The organism is Ruminococcus sp. (assembly GCF_024684275.1).
In genome coordinates this window covers 1-22,118 of the sequence record NZ_JAIKXF010000020.1, presented here as the reverse complement: position 1 = coordinate 22,118, position 22,118 = coordinate 1, and the positions used below count along the sequence as shown (strand labels likewise).

At 45.9% G+C, this 22,118-nt stretch carries 18 protein-coding genes and 1 tRNA gene; 10 read left to right on the top strand and 9 right to left on the bottom strand.

Annotated elements, in window-relative coordinates:
- Positions 1-28 precede the first annotated feature (28 nt).
- From K5677_RS02200 to K5677_RS02190, 3 genes are read right to left on the bottom strand one after another with little or no spacing between them, the layout of a single operon-like run.
- A complete protein-coding gene (locus K5677_RS02200; protein ID WP_296724145.1) occupies positions 29-883 on the bottom strand; it encodes a signal peptidase I in 855 nt (284 codons plus the stop codon).
- Positions 884-901: 18 nt separating this feature from the next.
- The gene (locus tag K5677_RS02195; RefSeq protein WP_296724143.1) at positions 902-1,615 is read right to left on the bottom strand and encodes a hypothetical protein; all 714 of its coding nucleotides are present in this window, start codon (positions 1,613-1,615) and stop codon (positions 902-904) included.
- A gap of 30 nt (positions 1,616-1,645) precedes the next feature.
- A complete protein-coding gene (locus tag K5677_RS02190; protein ID WP_296724140.1) occupies positions 1,646-2,404 on the bottom strand; it encodes an EAL domain-containing protein in 759 nt (252 codons plus the stop codon).
- Positions 2,405-3,308: 904 nt separating this feature from the next.
- Between K5677_RS02190 and K5677_RS02185 the strand changes: the two genes are divergently transcribed.
- The 3 genes from K5677_RS02185 (at position 3,309) to K5677_RS02175 (ending at position 7,520) form a co-directional block, all read left to right on the top strand.
- Positions 3,309-6,047 carry a CotH kinase family protein gene (locus tag K5677_RS02185; protein ID WP_296724139.1) on the top strand — a complete coding sequence of 913 codons (2,739 nt, stop codon included), beginning with the start codon at positions 3,309-3,311 and terminating at the stop codon, positions 6,045-6,047.
- A 373-nt stretch (positions 6,048-6,420) separates the two neighbouring features.
- Complete coding sequence (locus tag K5677_RS02180; protein ID WP_296724136.1) at positions 6,421-6,993, top strand: TetR/AcrR family transcriptional regulator; 573 nt, start codon at positions 6,421-6,423, stop codon at positions 6,991-6,993.
- 11 nt (positions 6,994-7,004) lie between these two features.
- Positions 7,005-7,520 (top strand): isochorismatase family cysteine hydrolase, encoded by a 516-nt coding sequence (locus tag K5677_RS02175; protein ID WP_296724134.1) that lies wholly within the window; start codon positions 7,005-7,007, stop codon positions 7,518-7,520.
- A 53-nt stretch (positions 7,521-7,573) separates the two neighbouring features.
- On the opposite strand, the gene K5677_RS02170 is transcribed toward K5677_RS02175, so the two are convergent.
- Together K5677_RS02170 and abc-f are read right to left on the bottom strand one after the other, a co-directional pair.
- A tRNA-Gly gene (locus K5677_RS02170) sits at positions 7,574-7,645 on the bottom strand.
- A gap of 91 nt (positions 7,646-7,736) precedes the next feature.
- On the bottom strand, positions 7,737-9,263 hold the full coding sequence (gene abc-f / locus K5677_RS02165) for a ribosomal protection-like ABC-F family protein (protein WP_296724133.1): 1,527 nt from the start codon (positions 9,261-9,263) through the stop codon (positions 7,737-7,739).
- A gap of 439 nt (positions 9,264-9,702) precedes the next feature.
- On the opposite strand from abc-f, the gene K5677_RS02160 reads away from it, so the two are divergent.
- From K5677_RS02160 to K5677_RS02130, 7 genes are all read left to right on the top strand, one after another.
- Positions 9,703-11,247 carry a serpin family protein gene (locus K5677_RS02160; RefSeq protein ID WP_296724131.1) on the top strand — a complete coding sequence of 515 codons (1,545 nt, stop codon included), beginning with the start codon at positions 9,703-9,705 and terminating at the stop codon, positions 11,245-11,247.
- 312 nt (positions 11,248-11,559) lie between these two features.
- On the top strand, positions 11,560-12,021 hold the full coding sequence (locus tag K5677_RS02155) for a sigma-70 family RNA polymerase sigma factor (RefSeq protein WP_296724129.1): 462 nt from the start codon (positions 11,560-11,562) through the stop codon (positions 12,019-12,021).
- Complete coding sequence (locus K5677_RS02150) at positions 12,018-13,181, top strand: hypothetical protein (RefSeq protein WP_296724127.1); 1,164 nt, start codon at positions 12,018-12,020, stop codon at positions 13,179-13,181. The genes K5677_RS02155 and K5677_RS02150 overlap by 4 nt, the downstream gene beginning before the upstream one ends.
- Before the next feature lie 128 nt (positions 13,182-13,309).
- The gene (locus K5677_RS02145) at positions 13,310-14,716 is read left to right on the top strand and encodes a dockerin type I domain-containing protein (protein WP_296724125.1); all 1,407 of its coding nucleotides are present in this window, start codon (positions 13,310-13,312) and stop codon (positions 14,714-14,716) included.
- A 17-nt stretch (positions 14,717-14,733) separates the two neighbouring features.
- A complete protein-coding gene (locus tag K5677_RS02140; RefSeq protein WP_296724124.1) occupies positions 14,734-15,531 on the top strand; it encodes a hypothetical protein in 798 nt (265 codons plus the stop codon).
- Positions 15,524-16,570, top strand: a complete 1,047-nt coding sequence (locus tag K5677_RS02135) for an acyltransferase (protein WP_296724121.1) — start codon at positions 15,524-15,526, stop codon at positions 16,568-16,570. The genes K5677_RS02140 and K5677_RS02135 overlap by 8 nt, the downstream gene beginning before the upstream one ends.
- A 46-nt stretch (positions 16,571-16,616) precedes the next feature.
- Positions 16,617-17,354: a GNAT family N-acetyltransferase gene (locus K5677_RS02130; protein ID WP_296724119.1), complete on the top strand. Its 738-nt coding sequence runs from the start codon at positions 16,617-16,619 to the stop codon at positions 17,352-17,354.
- Positions 17,355-17,499: 145 nt separating this feature from the next.
- Here K5677_RS02130 and K5677_RS02125 read toward each other — a convergent pair whose 3' ends face one another.
- The 4 genes from K5677_RS02125 to K5677_RS02110 form a co-directional block, all read right to left on the bottom strand.
- Positions 17,500-18,519 (bottom strand): rod shape-determining protein, encoded by a 1,020-nt coding sequence (locus K5677_RS02125; RefSeq protein WP_296724116.1) that lies wholly within the window; start codon positions 18,517-18,519, stop codon positions 17,500-17,502.
- 15 nt (positions 18,520-18,534) lie between these two features.
- Positions 18,535-20,757, bottom strand: a complete 2,223-nt coding sequence (locus K5677_RS02120) for an ATP-dependent RecD-like DNA helicase (protein WP_296724114.1) — start codon at positions 20,755-20,757, stop codon at positions 18,535-18,537.
- A 204-nt stretch (positions 20,758-20,961) separates the two neighbouring features.
- Positions 20,962-21,291, bottom strand: a complete 330-nt coding sequence (locus K5677_RS02115) for a hypothetical protein (RefSeq protein ID WP_296724113.1) — start codon at positions 21,289-21,291, stop codon at positions 20,962-20,964.
- Positions 21,292-21,536: 245 nt separating this feature from the next.
- The coding region (locus K5677_RS02110; protein ID WP_296724110.1) for a P-loop NTPase at positions 21,537-22,118 on the bottom strand (582 nt) is incomplete at its 5' end.

The window sequence follows — 22,118 nt, the reverse complement described above, 5'->3', positions numbered from 1 at the left end:
AGTCAATTGCTTTCCCATATATTGCGTATTATTCAGCAGCTTCACCTGCTTTTTCAGCTGTTACAGCTGCGGCGTTCTCTGCTGCCTTTTCCGCAATATTCTTTGCGTCATCTGCTGTTTTTTCTGCTGTCTCTTCTATTTTATCAGCAGTCTTCTCAGCTGCCTCTTCCAGCTTTTCCACTGCTTTTTCCGCAGTATCCTCAGCCTTTTCTGCTGTCGTATTCACTGCCTCAGAGGCTTTGGCTGCCGCACTCTCGGCAGACTCGCCCTTGCTTGCAAGGTACTCCTCGATAGCGCGTCTCTTTATCTCTTCCTCGTCAAGCTGCTCGACAGGCTCGGGACGCTTTGCCTCAATGAGTGTAACGATGAATTTGTAGAGCTCGAAAAGGAAAAACAGAGCCATTGGTATTACGATGCAAATGAAGAAGCCCTTCTTTGTACGCATAAAGTTGAGCAGCTTGCCCACTCCCGATATCTTTGTCTCTGTCCACTTACCGATAAGGTCTCCCGAATAAGCAGGAGCGGTATCATTAATGTCGTTGTTATCGCCTCGTGTAATGAAGCTCTTGGCGCCGTCTTTATCCTCGATCTCCATGATCCTATGGGTATTCTTGACTCTTCTGCCGTCGATAACGGTCCAGAATGTGATGACATCGCCCTCCTTGAGGCTGTTGATGTCGTCGATCTCCTTACATATAATAAGGTCATTTTTGCTGAACGTAGGCTTCATTGAATCCGACTCGACCGTCATGGGGATAAATCCAAATATATTTGCAACTCCGTTATTTCTTCCCGATGAGAAAACTATTATAGTGACGAGGAATGCGATTATAAGCACGATCCATGCAAGCACATTTGCAGTCACTCTTAGTACCTTTTTCATATTGTTTATACTCCTTTATCAAGTAGATTCAGTTATCTTAAAGCTCATGCTAAGCTTTAGTGTTCCGCCTATTATGTCATCGATACAGTCGGGATCATTGCCCTCCAGCCATATCACTACTGTATACTTGTCCTTGTCCTTTGCCTTGAATCCTTCCGTAGAAGTTCTCATAACAACGCTTGAAGTCAGAAATTCACTGTCACAGTCGCTTTCCTTGCCGCCGCCGTTTGATTTTGTCTTGCCGTATACAGTCTTGACACCGTTTTTATAAACAGCGACTCGGATTGCTTCATCGACATTTTTCGTGACATTGTCAATGAGCATCTCACCTGTATAGGTCAGAGTATCATCTCCCGAATTTATCAGATAAAAGGTATAGGCGATGAAGTTATCACCGTTGTGGCTGCCGTTTACCTTATCTATATTATCTGGGAGATCTTCTCCGCTGATGTTTGTCATATCGTAGACGATATCTGCATTCAGCACCGCTATCGACTTATCATATTCGGGGGTTTCAGAAAGTGAAAGTCCCTGCTTTACCATGTCATATTTGTTGACCTTGACTGTAAAGCTTCCGAATTTATCGTAAAAATACGATATACCGTAAGCTATTGCAACGATCAGAATAAGTATTATCGCCAGCAGTGCAAGAACACGCATCAGCAAAGTGTGACGCTTGACTTCTTTTGCGGTTCTTCTGAGTTCAAGGACATCAATCACCTTTTTATCCACTCTGAACTCTCCAATCCTTTAATAATTTTTTCAAGAATCTGATCTCCTTCTTACATATCTTTCCGTCATATACTTTCCCGAAAGGTTTCCTGCGCAGTATGAGCATTCAAATGAATACAGCGCTTCCGCCTGACGGCTGTTGAAAACTCCGTCGGCAACAGGCTCAGAGCCTATATCGTTGACGAAGGAAACTATCGACCTGACTGCGTTATCAGAGCGCTCTCCCCTGCCGATGTAGTTTGTGACTTCGGGACTGAGCATAACGTAATCAACAGGAAAATCCGAAAGGCGCATCATCGGACAATTTACGCCGCCGAAATTCGTAAGCATAAAATGGAATCCCAGATTGCGCATTACCTGTATGGTCGATGGCACCTGCTCGTCCGTCTCGGTGAGAAGCTTCTCCGAGAGCTCAAAGCAAATGCGCGTTGTGGGTATCTGATGACGTGCCGCATAATCCGACGCAAGCTTTGAGGTACGCTTCTCTCTGAGCATTCTCACAGGAAGATAAACTGAAAGCCAGCCGAAATTCAGCTCACGCTCAACAAAGGTAGCGTTTGCTTCAAGAGCCTGTACCAATTCGAGCCTGAAAAGCTGATCAGCCTGATTTGTCATTTCACACACATCACGGTATTTGTCGGGAGAAAGCACTCCCAGCTTTGGAGAATTCAGCATGGTACGGGACTGAAAAAAAGCCGTCTGGCCGCTGGAAATCTCCCTTATACTGCGGTAATTAAGCTCAACAGCCCGTAAACCGCCAACAGTGGTCTGAACATCTTTATCTGCCATATTACCGCCTTCTTTCTACTTTATATATTTTTTATGTTTGTTTTATTATACCATAATTACTGTGCAATGTCAATGAAATAACTATTAATTGTAACAAAAAAACTCAAATATCAACTAAATGTAATTCAAACATTTTATATACTCGGTGTAATGATTTGAATATCAGCACTTGCAGCGTAATTCTCCGAAAACAACGTCCCCCTCTCGCTACAAGAGGGGGACGCCATGTTAAAGAGGTTTTTATGAGCCATTGATGAAAACTTTTATTATGCTCCTGCTGAGATCAGCCCCAACAGGATCAAAGCATATCCAAAGGCGTCTAAAAACTGTTATGGAGGAGTAAAAAATGAGAATTTCATTCGCACACTATGCAACTTCTTTATACCTTTTGTTTACAATCACATTATACCGTATTTCCAATCAACTGTCAATATTTTTCTCTAATGTTCACAATATATCAAAACTTTTTAGCATTATGCATAAACAAATAAATAAATATTGCAAAAATAGTGCAAATTCATTTTACGATACGTATATTTCTTATCTTTTTTCTGACCAATTAATGTCAAAATATATTGCATTTGCTATCAGGCGAAAAAATGACTTCTTCATTTTCCTGATAAAGCCCCGGAAAATACTTCTGACCTTCGTATACTATAATGGGGTGATGTAACATACAACAGCTATCAAGCAGATCTTCCTTTAAAATCATCGTTTTTTGAACAAAAAACGAATATTTTGAGTAGACAAGCTGTTGTGTCCGTGCTATAATAATAAAAAAATAGATACAGTAAACATACAGAAAAAGATAAAAAATATACAAATCCCTGCCTGTGCTCAATAAGATAAAAAGCACATTTATTTTTTGAGAAAAAAGCACTGAAATAAAAAACAGGAGGAAAACATGAAAAAATACTCTATACGCAAAGCGGCAGCAGGCATTTTATGCCTGGGGCTTGTCATGCAGTCGGCAGCCTATCTGCCTGCTAATGCAGAAAGTACAAGCAAAGTGACCGTAAATGAGGTCTGCTCAAAAAACAGCACATACAAGACAGCAGACGGTAATTTCTACGACTGGATAGAGCTTTACAACAGCGACAGTCAGGAGGCTGACATCTCAGGCTGGGGACTCTCCGACAAGGAGGCTGAGCCCTATCGCTACACATTTCCCGACGGAACTAAGGTGCCTGCAAAGGGCAGGCTTATTGTTTTCTGCGACAGCAATGCAGGCGCAAATGACAATAAAATGGTACCTTTCGGACTTTCGTCCACAGGTGAGACACTCACCCTTACCGACAAACAGGGCAGCATTGCTCAGGCTCTCACATTCGGTGCTCTCGCCGCCGACACCTCATACGGTCAGTATCCTGACGGCAGCGGTGAATTCTTTGAGCTCAGCTCTACTCCCGAAAAGGAAAACGCAGCTCCCGAGGGCTCTGCGGCAGTACATCAGCCGACCTTTTCTAAGGACAGCGGCTTCTACGACAGCAGCTTCGCACTTACGCTGACAGCCGATGAGGGCTGCACCGTTTACTACACAATGGACGGCAGCGATCCTACTATCGAATCCGAAAAGTATGAAGCTCCCATTACAATAAAAGATATGACGGATACTCAGAACCGTCTAAGCGCACGTACAGATATAGCTCCGAACGGAGCCGAACAGCCCCGTGAAAATGTTGATAAGGCAGCTGTTATCCGCGCTGTATCCGTTGACAGCGAGGGTCGCGTAAGCGAGCCTGTCACCAAGACATACTTCATCGGTAATACAAACTCGGGCTATTACCCGAATATGAAGGTCATCTCACTTGTCACCGATCCCGATAATCTTTTCGATTACGAAACAGGAATATACTGCCTCGGAAAGGCTTACGAGACCGAAAATACAGGCGCAGGCAGAAATGTTCAGCCCTGGAACCTTATCGCTAACTACTCAATGCGCGGCAAGGAGTGGGAACGCCCTGCAAACTTCACCCTTTTTGAGAACGGTGAAAAGGTCATCGAAGAAAATGTCGGTATCCGTATCAAGGGCAACTACTCACGCAGCCTTCCGCAGAAGAGCTTCAATATCTACACACGCAAGGATTACGGCGTATCCGAATTTGAGTATGATTTCTTCGGCGGCAAGGCTGTAAAGGCTAAAAACGGCAAGGCTATCAAGAAATATGAGGGCGTCGTTCTCAGAAACGGCGGAAACGACAACGGCACAGCATTCTTCCGTGACAGTATCAACCAGAGCCTTATCACCGACAGGAACTTCGCGTATCAGGCAGCTACAGAGTGTGTTGTATTCCTCGACGGCGAATACTGGGGCTTGTATCAGCTCATGGAGAAAATAGACAAGCGCTATATCAGCGAGCATTTCGGCATAAAGAAGAGCGACGTGGCTATCATCAAGAACGGTGAGCTGGACGAGGGCACAGAACAGGATCTTCAGGACTGGCTCCAGCTCCAGAACGGCGTTATAAACGGCAGTATCAGCTATGAGGAGTTCTGCCGTAAGGTGGATATACAGAGCTATATGGACTATATAGCAGCTCAGATATACTGGTGCAACGCAGACTGGCCACAGAGGAATATCTCAATGTGGCGCTCTGACGCTATAGACGAGGAAAATCCCTATGCCGACGGCAAGTGGAGACCTATCCTTTATGATACAGAATCAGGACAGGGACTCTACGGCAGCTATGATAAATCCGCAAACGCAGACTGCTACAGACGTCTCAAGGAGCTGCGTGAGGACGGCGAATTCGCCCAGATGTTCATAAAGCTTCTGGAAAACGATGATTTCCGTTTGCAGTACGCAAGAACATTCATGGACATAGCAAATAACAACTTCACAGCAGACAAAACAAAGTCAGTGGCTGAGAGCTATCTTAAAAACTATAAGCAGCAGATACTTGACAGCTATGCACGTTTCAGCTCACGCAGCTCAGGCGGCGAAAGACAGCTTGAAAACGCATACCAGACTATAATCAATTTCTACGCTCAGCGCTTCCAGTACGCAGAAAGTACAACAAGACAGGCTGTAAAGCTCAGCTCAAATCCATACAGCCTTACTGTAACAAATAATGCTTCTATGGGCAGCATTAGGCTGAACACTCTTGACCTCGGAGCAGTATCAAAGTGGAGCGGAAAATACCACGGTGACTACACTATCGACCTGAGCGTTTCCCCAAGTGAGGAGGCTAAGTTCTCACGCTGGAGCATAAGCGGCGCAAAGATAGTCGAAGGCGATGAGACTTCAACATCTATAAAAATACAGCTCGGCTCCAACGCTGCTGTAAGAGCCGTCTACGAAAACGACGTTCTTCCGGGCGATGTCAATGCCGACGGAGAATTCAACGTAGCTGACATCGTTATGCTGCAAAAATGGCTCAGCGCAGACAGGGAAACAGAACTTGTCAGCTGGAAGGCAGGCGACCTCTGCGAGGACGGCGTTATCGACGTATTCGATCTTGTCTCAATGCGCAGGGAGCTTCTGCTCAGCATGAGAGATCCCGATACACAGCAGACCACAGAGCAGCCCCAGAATAACGACCAGCCCCAGAACAATGACAAACCGCAGAATCCCGATCAGCCGCAGAACCCAAATCAGCCGTGGAATCCTAATCAACCCCAGAATCCAAACAGACTAAAATAACATTTTACAGGCGTATCATAAGCGCGGATACAAATATAGAAGTTATGCCCCGAAGCGTTCGGTTCAAGATCGCTTCGGGGCATTGTAATATGATTTCATTACTTAGCTAAATCATAATTTAACGCCTTTGGCGTCCCGAAAAATTGGTATTGTAGGGGCGAACATTGTTCGCCCGTGTCAAAATTGATGTGTATGTTTGCGGGCGCACATTGTGCGCCCCTACATCATTAAATTTTGATTTATATTAGTTCGTATTTTGTCCTAAAAACTATATGGATCGATTTTGTTGAGGCGCTTTATCATTTTGTACTTGACAAAATCAGAATTCTGTGTATAATATAATTAAACGCGTTTAATTTGAAAGGACACAACTATGAAACGAGATATAGAACGAACTAAAAAACTGCTTCTTGAAGCTGCCGAAAAGCTTATGACAGGCTGCGGCGATCCCACCGAAGTGACTTCGCGAGCTATCACCGAAGCTGCAGGAGTAAACCTTGCCATGATAAACTACTGCTTCGGCTCACGGGAGAAGCTCCTTGCAGAGGTATTCTCACAGCTTCTAAGCAGGGCAGCTGCCGCAGATAAGCGCTTTGCAGAAGTTATGTCATCGGAGCTTCCGCCAAAGGATAAGCTCATAGAACTGCACATATTCATGATGTCTCTTATGCTCAAAAACATAGGCATCGCCAGAGCGGTGACACGGTATATCCTGCTTGAGCGTGACCTGCAAACAGGCATGGAGAGCCTGCCCTTTGTCATGGCACATTACGGCGGCTCTAAATCCGAAGCAGAGTGTCGGCTGCTCACATTCCAGCTCACAAGCCTTAACGAGCTCGCTTTTCTCAAATATGAGGAGCTAAAGCAGTACGCCGGCATTGACCTTACCGACGGGGCACAGCTGCGCCTACTCGTCACCGATAATATTTCACGTTTTCTGATCTAAGGAGGATAATCATGAGTAAAAAAGCACTTCTCGTCATTGATATGCAGAATGACTATCTGTGGGAGAAAAGAAAGCCCATGTTCAGCTACGATACACCTGAACTGGTAGATAATGTAAATAAGGCTGTCCGCAGCTATAAGGAAAAGGGCTGGGATATAATCTATATCTCCCAGATATTCCCGAATATCATCACAAACCGCTGGATAATCGGCTTTTCTATAGCCGGCACCGAGGGCGCAGGACTTTACAGCGGACTTGACATCGTTTCTGACCTTTTCTTTGACAAGAACCTTCCCGATGCATTTACATCTAAGAAATTCCGGGAATTTTTTCATTCTCAGGGCTACGATGAAGTCGCTGTCTGCGGTCTTGACGAGTGCGGCTGCGTAGGAGCTACGGCTCTTGGCGCTGTCAAGGCTGGGTTAAAAACCTCCCTGCTGAAAAGCAGTACAGGCTGCCGCTTCAAGGCTGAAAAAGCAGCAAAGCAGTATGAAAAGCTGACTAAAAACGGAGTTGAATACATATAAAAAACGACCTCAGCAATGCTGAGGTCGTTTTTCACAGAAGCAGGCTCTGCACAAGCAGATAACGGGAATCGAACCCGCCTCATCAGTTTGGGAAACTGAAGTAATGACCACTATACTATATCTGCATCTCTTTAATAAATATAACATATTTAATTCGGAATGTCAAGGTATAAAAATTGTCGGAGCTCCCACTATTTTCGGGGAACTCCGACAAATTCACATTTTCTTGATACCTGTTGCTATCTTTTCACGGAAGCGCACATCATGCTCAACAAAAAGCATAGTAGGCTTATAGCTGAGAAGAAGCTCCTCAAGCTGTATCCGCGAAAACACGTCGATATAATTCAGCGGCTCGTCCCATATGTAGATATGAGCAGGCGTCAGCAGACTTGCCGCAAGGAGGACCTTCTTTTTCTGTCCCTCAGAGAATTCCTCTATTTTTTTCGCAAGCTGAGCACGTTCAAGATTAAGCTGACGCAGGATAGTGCAGAACATACTTAGGTCAAGTCCGCGGCTGTCGCAGTATTCGGCAATATTTCCGCTAAGTCCCGATGTATCCTGATCCACATAAGAAATAATAAGCCCCGAAGCTGTCTCACAAATGCCGTTTTCGATGATTTTTGTGCTGATCTCAGCGACGCCTGCCTTACTGAGTATACTGCGTATCAGCGTTGATTTTCCGCAGCCGTTGCCGCCGTGGAGCGCTATACGGTCTCCCCTTTTCACTTCAAGGCAGAGCCCCTCAAAGACCTTATTCTCGGCGCCTTCGTACTGAACGCTGTAGTCCCTGATATTTATAAGGGTATTCTTGTGATGTGTGAGCTGAGACAATTTTAGCTCGGCAGTACGCTCAATATCATTGAGAAGCCCCTCTTTTTCCTCTATTTCCCTGCCGATACGCATTTCAATGTTCTTGACACGGCTCTGCATTTTCTTTGTTTTAGCTCCGATAAAAGCCCTTGTGCTGATACATCTGTCATGCTCTTTTATGGGATCAAAGCCTATCTTGGTGCGCTCATTCCTGTCAGCCCAGTCCGCTGTCTGTTTTGCTGCCTGTTTCAGCTTTTTTATTTCCTTTTTGTGCTTTTCATTCTCGGCTACAGCGAACTGATCACGCTTCTGCTTGTTCTCCCACCAGCTTGAAAAATTCCCGTTCTGCACATCTATGCACCTGCGGTTCAGCACCAGCACATGGTCGGTACAGGCGTCCAGCAGGTCACGGTCGTGAGACACCAATATAAAGCCTTTCTTCGAGGCAAGATACTCCTTGACCGTCTCCCTTGCCTCTGCGTCCAGATGATTGGTAGGCTCGTCTATGAGGAGAAAGTCATTCTCTCCCGAAAATAATACTGCCAGCAGTACCTTTGTACGCTCTCCGTGGCTGAGTGTACTGAAAGGACGATACAGCAGCTCAGCCTCCTCGCGGAGCTGTGAGAGCTCGCATATGACGCGCCATTCCTCACAGTCGGGCTTTATATCGCTTATGAACTCAGATGCCGTAAGCTCTGCCTGCTCCGCTGATACAACATACGGGAAATACTCGAATCTAACAGAGCTGTCAATGCTTCCTCGATAGCTATACTGCCCGAGAAGGAGCTTCAAAAATGTGGTTTTTCCCTTGCCGTTGCGCCCGATAAAGCCAAGCTTCCAGTTGGTATCTATTGAGAAGGAAACGTCCTCGAAAATATTATCGAAGCTTCCCTCATAGTAAAATGTCAGTCCGTTTACGTTTATCTGTGACATATTCATCTCTCCTTCCGAAGTCAAAAAAATGGAACTCTTTGCTGCCAAAAAGTTCCATTACGTACCTATAACCTCAGAAAAAGAGCATAGCTGTACAGCCATCCCCACAAATATTATTAAAAAGCGCACAAAAAAGAGGTTATGAGAACATAATCCACTTTTGGCAACATGATAAGACAGTACGCATAGAGCCCACTGTCAGTTTAAATATTCATGTACTCAAAAGTGAATTATTTTTTCATCCTCACACCTCTTTCGGTTCAATTTTACTCAGTATATCATATATCTGAGAAAATGTCAAGCAAAACATAAGATCAACTTCATAAATGTTCACAAATTATTTACAATTTCTGCCGCACATTTCACCTGTGAAATACGTTATACTAAGTGAAACAGCACAGGTGTGCTTATATTATGTTATTTAAGAGGAGGTTTTATTATGAAATTCAAAAAGCTTATCGCAGCTTCAGCAGCACTGTGTCTCGCAGCACCTGCTGCCGCAAACACTCTGACCGCATGGGCTACAAAGCCTATCGGCGAAGTAATCCCAGGCGATGTAAATGTTGACTATACATTCAATCTTGCTGATATAGTTCTTTTCCAGCGCTATCTCCGCGGCGACGACTGCGAGGTGCTCTTCCCTGCTTATAAAGAGCCCGGTCCCGGAGGAGATGTGAACAAGGACGGCAGCATGGACATCTTCGACCTTATCGGCATGAGAAAGCTCATTGTCAAGGATATTACGGGAGCTCCCGAGCCTGACGTTGAAACTGCTGCAAGAAACCTCTGTGAGGGTATCAAGAAGTCGCCCAATACAAGCGGTATCTATATGGCCGATTATCAGGGCTACAAGGAGTTTATCGACAGTCAGACCAATTTCACCATTGAGCTCTTACAGAGAACTTACAGTGAGGGAAAGGGCGAAAACGATCTTATCTCGCCTTACTCTATCTCTCAGGCTCTCGGCATGACAGCCAACGGTGCTGTTGGAGATACTCTTAAAGAAATGGAAAACGTTCTTGGCGGCGGCATGGATATGGCAAGCCTTAACCGCTATCTCAAAGGTCAGCGCGAAAGCACCGTAAACAGCAGCGACTGGGCTAAATGGTCATTCAGCACGGCTAATTCTATATGGGTAAGAAATGACCAGAACCGTATCCAGCCTCGTCCCGAGTTTATACAGAACTGTGTGGACTACTACGATTCCGAGTTCTATATCGCCCCGTTTGACGAAACAACCCTTGCGGACGTTAATAACTGGGTAAACGCAAAGACCAACAAGATGATACCTGAGATACTCAACGAAATAAAGCCCGAGGACGTTATGTACCTCGTAAATGCTGTTGCATTTGAGGCTGAGTGGATGGATCAGTATGAGAAAAACATGGTCAAGGACGGCAAGTTCACAGCTGCTGACGGCACCGAGCAGGAAGCAAAAATGCTGTGCAGCTCTGAGATATACACCTCAGATGAGAACACCGAGGGCATGATAAAGTTCTATTCGGGCAGACGCTATGGCTTTGCAGCACTGCTGCCAAGTGAGGATACTCCTATCGATACTTACATTGAGGAGATGTCTTCCGAAAAGCTCCACAAGCTTATCTCGGAATACCGCACCACAAACTATGAAATGGCAAGCATGAAGCTGCCAAAGTTCAAGTATGAGTACGAAAACGAGCTCAACGACGAACTTATAGCTATGGGTATGCTAACTGCATTCTCAGAGGGCGCAGATTTCACTAATATGTCAGCTATCGCTGACAAGAATCCCCTATCCATAGGTTATGTAATTCACAAGACCTTCATCGACCTCGATGAAAACGGCACAAAGGCTGCCGCAGCGACTTTAGTTGCAACAAAGGATACTGCTATGCCGCAAAAGCCTGAAAAGGAAGTCGTTTTCGACAGACCTTTCGTATACTGCATATTCGATACGGATACGTATATTCCGATATTCATCGGTGTACTTAATTCACTGGAATAAGTCCTTTTTAAGATTTTTTTAAGCATAGACTGTTATAGTAAGACCATACAAGCCGCATCTGCACATCAGCGGCAAGCATAAACCGTATTCCGCAGAGTCCGCACCGGAGTTAATACGGACTCTGCATCGGGGGACAATTCAGAGGGGAGCTTCACGACACGGAGTTCCCCTTTATTAATGCAGTTTCTACAAAAAGCGGATACAATACGCTATATTTTAGCCATTTAAGCTGAATTATCCCCTGCTGATGTTGCTTTATTACTTATTCTATGATATAATGTATTTTATAAGTGCGCGAAGGGGGGTGGACTCATGTCAATAAGCATTGACGAGCAGTACGATAAGGTTTACCGCTACTGCCTTTTAAGAGTCCGCCATAAGGAGACTGCCGAGGATATTACTCAGGAGACCTTCCTTCGCTACCTCGAACACCCACACTATAACAGCGTCGATAAGACCTTGCAGCTTCTCTATACTATCGCAGGCAACCTCTGCTGTGACGAGTTCCGAAAGGCTAAGACTGCGGAGCTCCCCGAGGATAAAGCCGCCGATGAGGATATAGAGGACAGCGTTCTGTCGGGCTTTGAGCTGAAACAGGCTCTTGCAAAGCTCTCAGATGAGGACAGAGAGATAATCCTTCTCCGCTACATAAATGATGTCCCCGTGAACGTTATCGCAAAGCTGCATAATATGTCACGTTTTGCACTGAACCGCAGGATAAACAGTATCCTCGGACAGCTGCATAAGTATCTGGGAAAGGAGGAGCTTATATGACAGATAAAGAGAAAAAAGCCCTCAGAGAAGCCTTTGACTTCCCCGAGCCCGACAGAAAAGAAGAGTTTCTCACGGAGTTTGCAAGGCTCTCCGAAAATAATCATAAAAAGCGTCTGTTCCCTGTTGTTATGAGATTTGCTGCGGCTGCCGCTATGATAGCGATAATAGTCGGAGTTTTCGCTCTTATGCCAAAAAGCAAGGTGGATTTCGGGAACGGCAAGGACGAGATAATGACCGTCACAGAAACTAACTCAGAATCGGTGACCTCAGCTGTACCTGTCACAACCACTGCCGTTACTTCTTCACGGTCAGTAAAGGATACCTCTGTTACAACAGCAAAGGTAACAGGCACAGCTTACGAAAAAACAACATCAGCCTCTGCGGCAAAGACCGTTACTGCGCAGAGAACCGAGGCTTTACTGCGTACTACAGCCGCAAGGACTGCTGCTGTTAATACGACTGCACGTACTGTATCTACAACAGAAAAGACCTGCGCCGTTCAAGACACAGTCACTACAACAGCGCCTAAAACCGAGGATATGGCTGTCACACATGAGAATAACAGCACAGGGCGCGATATGACAGTATCCCCGGATATAATATATCCCCTTCGTGACAAAACGCTCACCGAGGAGCAGATATATCCAAAGGATACAGCCGTCGAACAGCAGGGGCCCGGCATCAGCAAGCCTGCAAACACATGGGCTGTACTGGAAGGTATGTATAATGATTCCAGCGCCGTGGTACTTGCAAATGCAGACGAAATGTTGTATACTTCTATTAACGGCACTGCCGTTACCGCAGAAAATATAACCATTATAAGCTCCTACAAGGGAGAGCTCAAAGAAAAAGACAGGATAACGGTATTTTTCAGCGGCGGATATATCCCTGCCGAGGATTATCTCGGCAAACACCCCGACGCATATATCTCCTCTCCCGAGGAGTACTCCGTCTATGAAAAGGGCGTCAGCAGATCACGTCAGGAAAAGGGAGAACAATATATATTTTTCATCACAGATGATGAAAACATAAAAAAAGGCGCATTTTCCCCTGTAAGAAGCGGAAATATCGCTGTTTTCAAAAAAATACAGGATAATTACGTCTCTTTGGACGACGGAACCCTGTACTTCACGGAGGCTCAGCTTGACAAGCTGAAATGATCCACGTTTTTCGAGTTATTTTTTGCGTTCTGTAATTTTTCAAAAAAATCGTGCCATTTTTGTCACATTTCCTTTCGTCGGCACGTTATGTTATTATAGAACGATTTATATGAAAGGAAGATTTTCTTATGAAGCATCAGAAGGTGATGAGCGTACTGCTGGCTGCTGCGATCTCTACGGCTGCTGTTATGCCTGCTTCGACCTACGCTCTCTCAAAAGGCGACATCAACAATGACAGTATTATCAGCGCAGATGACCTCACTCTGCTCCAGAACTATGTACTGGGAAAGGCTGAGCTTGATAAATCACAGTCGGAGGCAGCTGACATAAACGGCGACGGAGCTGTAAATTCCTATGACATCTCCGGCCTCAGAAAGCTGATCCTCAGCAATCCAAGAAGCTTACAGTTCAAGGCTGTGACAGACCGCATACAGAGCGGATTCACAGACGCTCTGAAAAAGCTTGACATACAGGCAGGCGGCACTGTGGTGAAGTCCACTGACGAGCTGAAAAAGGCTCTTTCCCCTTACTTCTCCGAGACAGTGGTAAAGGGCTACACAGATAAATATGATTCAAGCTTCTTCAAAGATTCAGTGCTTATGGTAAAGCCTGCTTTCTTTGATCCCGAAGCATACAAGGTAAAGACAGCGGTCGTAAAGGCTCCCTGCGGCTGTTCCTCAGCTTATGCAGGTACATATGTCCCCTCAGAAGCTGTAACTGAATATATGAACATCAGAAAAGAACACAATTTCAATTCCGAGTCATTAGGCAAGATACTTCCGGGACAGAAGTTCACCATAACCTACAGCGACGGAACTTACGGTCATGTCAATATAAACGGCGTATCGGGCTATGTAAATATGGCATATGTTACCAAGATAGCCGAGCCCGATGCTAAATATACAGCAATTCCCGATATCAAGATCAATTCTGTAAAATACAAGGACGGCAAGGTCACTGTTGACGCTGCTCAGTTCAACTCATCAGCTCCTATAAACTTTGCAGCAGCTGTTATCGTGCAGGCTGTAGTGGCGAGAAAGGATTACTACGCTTCACAGACCAACTGGACAGTATCAACTACCGCACCGCCGCCTACAACGACAACAACGACTACCTCTTGCCCCTATCCTCTTGCTAAGCAAAAGCTCGATCAGGTAGGCTGGGATCTCAAGAGCGCATTCAATGCTGCTGTTATCCCCTACTACGGTCCTAACGATTTCCCGAAGGACTCAAAGACCACTATGCAGTGGTATGCGGACTACGGCTTCAAGAACGGCAAGGGCAACTGCTACGTTATGGCAGCTATGTTCTGCGAAATGGCAAAGCTTCTCGGCTATGACGCACATCAGATATCAGGACGTGTTCCTCTGAAGGCAGGCGGATACGGACCTCATTCATGGGTAGAGATAACATTCGACGGCACAACTTATGTTTGTGATCCTGACTTTGCAGAGGAAACAAAGAGAAACGGTTATATGATAACATACGGTCAGTCAGGTACATGGATGTACCAGAAAGACTCAGTAATGAGCTGACCGAGGGAGGATAAATCATGAAGAAATTAATTGGTACAATAGCATTCATCGCAGCTCTCGCACTTGCAGGCTGCGGCAAAGTAACTACTGCGGCAAATCCGCAGCCAACAACAACTGCCCCTGCTACAAAGGCAGCAGCTACAGAGCCTACAACATCTGAGGATCAGATGAAGATCATAGGCGACAAGGCTACTGGCGACTCTGTTTTTATCATCACTCTTGACAACAAGACAGGCAAGGACATAAAGGGCTTCACAGTCAAGGCTGATACCGAGGCGGAGTATCCTGCAAGTATGCTTGAGGCAAAGGACATCTTTGCTAAGAACGAAAGACGCAGACTCTACTACGTTCCCGCTAAGACCAGCGACGTTACCTACGGCGACACTGACGAGATTGCAACTCAGGGATACACGGTAAAGATAACATTCTCAGACGATAAGGAAGCTGAGCTCCACCAGTTCCCATTCGGCGATCTTGAGCTGGGTGAGCTGCTCATGGACAAGGACATGGCTTACATCGAGTATATCTCCAAGCTCTCTGACAAAAAGGTAAGCACAAAGGAAGCTGAAAAGATGATCGCTGAGACAAACAAAACCGAAGAAGCTACAGAGCCTGCTTCTGAGATCGAGCAGTCCTACTATGAGGAGCCTGTTTATACTCAGCCTGCATATCAGGAGCCTGTAACACAGTATATCGAGCCTGCAACTCAGTATATTGAGCCTGTTACACAGTATGTAGCACCTACTGAGGCTCCCACACAGGCACCTGATCCTAACGGCGGCTGCATCGGCGGCGGCGGACTTTTCAATGAATAACCGCATACTTTATCTGAGCCGCCTTAAAGCTGTTTCCTGCATAGCTGTTGTGGTGCTTCACGCATTCTACGCAGCCAATGCTTTTGCGGCAGCAACAGGCGCTCAGAGCACTATGCTCTCAATAAGAAACGCCATGATGTGGGCTGTGCCCTGCTTCGTAATGGCAAGCGGAGCTCTACTTCTTGACAGGAACCGTATCCTTTCAAACAAGAAGCTCTTCGGAAAATACATTCCCCGTATGGCAATAGCTCTTGTGGTATTCTCGGTGCTTTTTTCAGTATTCGATGCTGCTCTGATAAAGCATTCGTCCGCAGGAGAGACCGTAAAGGATATATTCAGTGATATATTCTTAGGAACAGGCTGGGCGCATATGTGGTATATCTACCTTATGCTGGCGATATATCTCCTGCTCCCGTTCTACAAGATGATAAGCACCAACGCAAAGCCAAACGACCTGAAGTATCTGCTCCTTGTGTACTGCACATTTCTGTCGGTGCTGCCATTTATAGAGACAGTTTCGGGCAAAAAGCTGCCGTTTTATATATGCGTGTTCAGTATCTATCCGCTGTATCTGTTCCTCGGTAATGTGCTCCACACGGGCATAATCAAGCTTCCGAAGAACGCCTGCGGACTGATGTTTTTCATCTGTATCGGAATAACCGCTATGCTGACGGTTTACAGCTGCACATCAGCTGAAACAGCTCCGGAAACAAGCGGTAAGGTCAAGGCGCTTCTTGAGGGCTACTCATTCCCTGTGTATATAGCTGCTTCTGTGGGAGCTTACGGATTTTTCCGCAGAACAAGGAACAAGCCTTTCCCCGTCCTCGACACTATCGCCGCAGAGCTTGACAACTGCTCTTTCGGCATATATCTGATACATATGGCGGTGCTTAAATTCATCTTCGCCGTTATGAAGTTCAATCCATTCGAGCACGGCGGCACTATAGCTGTCATCGGGATATGCATAATTACTCTTATCATTTCTTATGCAGTAACGAGACTGCTTAAATTCGTTCCTTACGTAAACAAGATAATATAATGACAGGCTCCCTTCGGGGAGCTTTTTATTACTCAGAGGTGAAGCAATGAAAACAATTTTTCCAGACGAATGCAGCCGCTTTATCAACTGTGCGGAAACCATTGACATATGCAGAGTTTTTCCGCTTTCCGTCACTGAAAAATATCAGAGCGGCAGTATTTATGAAGCACAAAACTGCATACTTATCCGTCACAAAAACAACTTCACATTTATCTCAGGAAAGCCTGACGATGATGAGCTCAAAGAGATACACGAGCTTATCCTTACGGAAAATCTGAAACTCATGTGCAATGACAGGTCATTATCCCAAAAGCTTGCAGATATGGGCGGAGTTGAGCTTATTCCTCGTGATATTTACAGATACGCCGCTAAGACTCCCCCCGATATACACATTCCCGAAGGCTTTTGCCTCAGAAATATCGACAGTGAGCTTTTTGACAGCATTACAGGTACAGTGGCGCCATCGCTCTATTGGGACAGCTTTGAACAGTTCAGCAAATATGGCACAGGAGTCTGCATAATGCACGGAAACGAAGCTGCCTCATGGGCTTTCTCATCTGCTGTCAGCAGAGATGAGGCAGATATAGGCATTGAAACTTCAAAAGCCTATCAGCAACGCGGTCTTGCATATACGGCAGCTGCCGCTGTAATACGTGAGATACTCCCATATCGACAGCCAACATGGTCCTGTCAGCGTTCCAATCTCGGCTCGGCACGTACAGCAGAAAAGCTGGGATTTGTCAAGTACAGCGAATGTTTGCTGATAAGAAGGAACTGCCTTTAACAAGCGCCTTTTGTCGTTTTCAAGTTATCAGTGCATATATAAAAAATGCAGGGGCGATGTGAACATCGCCCCTTTTAATTACACTTTTTATTTACAGCCTGATGTTGACATCAGTCCCTGCTTCTCATTTGATATTTTTAGCGCTTTATCTGTATTTATACACCGTTGCTGCTTCAAATCCATCAAGGAGGGTAGTCATTCTGCCGAATGCCATGCCTGTACCCTTTGCAACACAGTTTATCGAGTCCTTTGCAATATTGCAGTTTATGCCGAGTGTACGCTTGATGAGCTGAGTAAGTCCGCCCAGCAGAGCACCGCCGCCTGTGAGAAGCAGGCCATTGTCATAGATGTCTCCCACCAGCTCAGGTGGAGCTTCCTCAAGCACCTTGCGGATAGCCTCCATAATGGTAAAGGTATCGTCCTCGATAGCCTCAAAAAGCTCTGTTTCGCTGAGAAGCACCTGTGCAGGCAGACCTTTTAGCAGGCTTCTGCCCTTAACTATGTAGGTCATCTCGTCGCTGGGGTCATAAAGGTTACACAGCTCTATCTTGACCTTTTCGGCAGTTCTCTCACCGATAAGGAGCTTGTACTTGTTCTGCATATACTTGATGATAGAGCGATCTATGGCATTTCCTGCGACCTTGACAGTGTGTGAACGTACAACGCCGTTCATGGAAACTATAGCAACATCGGTAGTTCCGCCGCCAATATCAACTATCATGTGTCCCTTAGCCTTTGTTATGTTTACGCCTGCGCCTATCATAGCAGCAATAGGCTCCTGAATGAGGTATACCTGTCTTGAGCCTGCGCTCTTTGCAGCTTCTACGACTGCACGGCTCTCTATGTCGGTAATGAAGGAGGGTATGCAGATGACTATACGGGGCTTCATAAGCTGTCTGCCTGTGACCTTTAATATGAATTCACGTATCATGCTGTGTGTCAGATCGTCGTCGGAGATGACTCCCTCGCTGATAGGACGTCTTACGGCGATATAGTCGGGATTTCTGCCTATCATCTCATAGGCTTCCTTTCCTACAGCAAGAACTCTTTCCGTTCTTGTGTTGTAGGCTATTACAGAGGGCTCGCTGAGTACAACGCCCTTATTTCCCATAGTCATAACGATATTTGAGGTACCGAGGTCGATACCGATATCAGTATTTGCCATTTTTATCTTCCTTTCTTACTGCTCAAAGGGAGAACTGCTTTTGCTTGTCCCTGCGAGCATATGGCGCAGACAGGTGTATCTCCGTGTGCGCTTGTTGTTGTCTACCATTTTATATATATTCTCCTCAGTACCGATGATTATGAGGAGCTTTTTTGCTCTTGTAACCGCCGTGTACAGCAGATTCCTGTAGCACAGCTTATCGAAGCCGCCCATTATGGGGAGTATAACAGCCTCAAACTCACAGCCCTGACTCTTATGTACAGTTACTGCATAGGCAAGGTCTACCTGAGACAACAGGTCAAAGGTGTAGGTAGCCTTTCTGCCGTCAAAGTCGATAACAGCAAGGGAGCTTCTGTTGTCAATGCTGATAATGCGTCCGATGTCACCGTTGAAGATGCCTGCGCCCTGCTCGCCGTCCTTAGACCATGTGATGTCGTAGTTGTTCCGCGTCTGCATGACCTTGTCACCCTCACGGTAGGTGTATACGTAGCCCTTTTTCTCCTGCTTGTTTTTAGCAGGAGGATTGAGCTCTGACTGCAAGAGCTTATTGAGCTCAACAGTTCCCGTTACGCCCTTGCGCGACGGAGTTAGTACCTGTATATCCTCGGTGGGAGAATAGTTATATGCCTTTGGGAGTCTGGTCTTGGCAAGGTCAACTATGAGCTGCAAAGCCATTTGATAATCGCTTCTCTTGAAAAAGAAAAAGTCGCTGTCCTTGCGTTCAAGGTCGGGGGATTCGCCTCTGACTATCTTGTGAGCGTTTGTGACAATAGCGCTCTGCTGAGCCTGTCGGAAGATCTCCTTCAGCTCAGTAACGGGAACTATGCCGCTGTCGATTATGTCACCGAGAAGATTTCCTGCGCCTACAGAGGGGAGCTGGTCGCTGTCCCCCACCATGATAAGCCGGCAGCCAAGCCTTACCGCACGGAGCAGCTTCTCAAATAATATCACGTCTACCATAGACATCTCGTCTATAACAAGCACGTCACAGTCAAGGGGATTATTCTCGTTATGGGCGAAGGTAAGCCTGTCTCCCGAGTCGTATACCACTTCAAGGAGGCGGTGTATGGTCTTTGCCTCACAGCCTGCCAAATCAGACATACGCTTAGCGGCTCTGCCTGTAGGAGCAGCAAGGAGCACCTTCATGCCGCGCTTTTCAAATATAGAAATGATAGCGTTGAGTGTAGTGGTCTTACCTGTACCCGGACCTCCCGTAAGCACCATAAGCCCCCGTGAAACAGCAGTGGTTATAGCCTGTCGCTGGAGCTTTTCATACTTTATGTTATGCTCCTCTTCCTCTATGTCAATGAGGGTATCATAGTTGAAGTCCTCGGGAGAGGAAAAGTCTTTAAGAACGTGTATCCTGTCGGAAATAAAGCTTTCCGCATAGAAATAATCCGGGAGATATACGAATTCAATATCATTCTTGACATACTCAAAAAGATCGTCATCATCAAGAGCGGCGTTGTAAGCGCCGTAGAAGTCGCTTTCCGATACGCCGAGAACGTCCTGTGCTTTTTTTGCAAGCACCTCCAGCGGCAGACAGGTGTGGCCTATGCCGCTGTTGGCGCGGAGTATATACTGTACGCCTGCGAGTATGCGCTTGCTGTCATTTCGGGCTATATGCATATCATGGGCGATAGTGTCAGCTTTTGCAAATTCAAGGTCTATGCTTTCACTGCAAAGCAGATATGGATTCAGTTTAAGGAGCGTCATTGCATCAGAGCCGTACTTCCTGTAGGTATTCATGGCAAAGCGTGATTTCACCTCATACTGGGACAGGAATGACATGAGATTGCGCAGGCAGAAAAGCTTCTGTGCCTCTGCGGCTATCTCGTCGCACTTCTTGGGAGATATGCCCTTTATCTCAGAAAGACGAAAAGGAGCGTTCTCCATAATATCGAGAGTACGGTCTCCGAAGACCTCAACTATCTTCTTTGCAAGCCCCGGACCAATGCCCTTAACAGCTCCCGAAGCGAGATATTTCTCAATATTTACCACAGTTTCAGGCAGCTTTCTCTCACAGTACACCGCGCTGAACTGAGTGCCGAAGCGTGGATGAGTTATGTAGCTCCCCTCAAGGATAAGTCCCTCGCCCTCCTCAATGTCGCCAAGCTCTCCCACAACGGTGATAAGCTCACCGCCTGCATCAAGGTCAAGGACGATATATCCGTTATTTTCGTTTTTATAAAGGACATTTTCCACAGTGCCCTCAATGTGAAGGACCTCGTGCTCCACCGTTTTCACCTCTGCACATAAAAATACAATTTATATTATAACACAAAAGCTATGGAATAGCAAGCTGCGCGGCATAAAATTTTCTGCTCTGCTATACTTTTACGCGAAAAAGGCTGCGGCGGCTCGCCGCTTATAACACAAAAGCTTTGGAATAGCAAGCTGCGCGGCGTAAAAAGTGATATTATAATTCTCCATTTTAAGTTCTCAATTCTTCAAGTGCTTTTCAATGTCTGCAATTTTTATAAGCTCCATAACATGATAGTGAGTGCAGAAATCCCTGCAAAGCTGTAACTGCTCCTGCGAGCCGTCAATATCTATGAGCAGTACAGCTCCGATGAAAGCACTTCCGTCCTCGATAATAGAGGCTATGTATTCCAGACGCTGCCTGAGCTCATTATCCTGTGCAGTCACAGGCAGTACAGCACACAGTGGATAACTTTTGTTTCGCAGCTTTGAGCATATAAACAGACAGAACAGCTCCGCGGCAGCAATAACAGCTACAACTGCAATGGCGATAATTTCTGCTTTTTCCATAAGATCACTCCTTCCGCTTTATTATATGCGGAAAAAGGCTGAGATGACATTATTGATGCGCCGGCTTCATAATTGTATGTAAAGTCCAATAACCGTGCACGGACTGATACTCACTTACAAAAAGCAATTCACTTTAGGGCAACTCAAAAACCAACTTTTGAGAACATAAGAAAGGACGGATATTACCGCTTTTCACTTGCCAAAAGACAAAAAGGACGCCAATGACGGCGTCCCATACATCTGATTCACTTTTCCAGCGAAACTATCTTCTCAGCTGCTTCTGTGAGCCACTCGCTCTCGAAGAGCTCTATCGTACCCTGATCGCAGAGCTTTGCAAGCTGCGGATCAATAGGGAGCTTAGCCAGCACGGGAATATCGTACTGAGCAGCAATCTCCTCTATATGGCTCTCGCCATAGATGCTGTGGCGCTTGCCGCAGTCGGGACATTCAAAATAGCTCATATTCTCGATGATACCGAGAATAGGGATATTCATCAGCTTAGCCATTTTTACAGCCTTCTCAACTATCATGGAAACAAGCTCCTGAGGAGATGTAACGATAACGATACCGTCTACAGGCAAAGACTGGAATACAGTCAGCGGAACATCGCCTGTTCCAGGAGGCATATCAACTACGAGGCAATCAATATCCTTCCAGATAACGTCTGTCCAGAACTGCTTTACGACTCCTGCAATAACAGGACCTCTCCATACAACAGGATCGGACTCGTTCTCAAGAAGAAGATTTATAGACATGATGTCCAGTCCCATTTTGCTCTTGGCAGGGATAATGCCGAACTCGCAGGCGTCAGCCTTCTGATGGATACC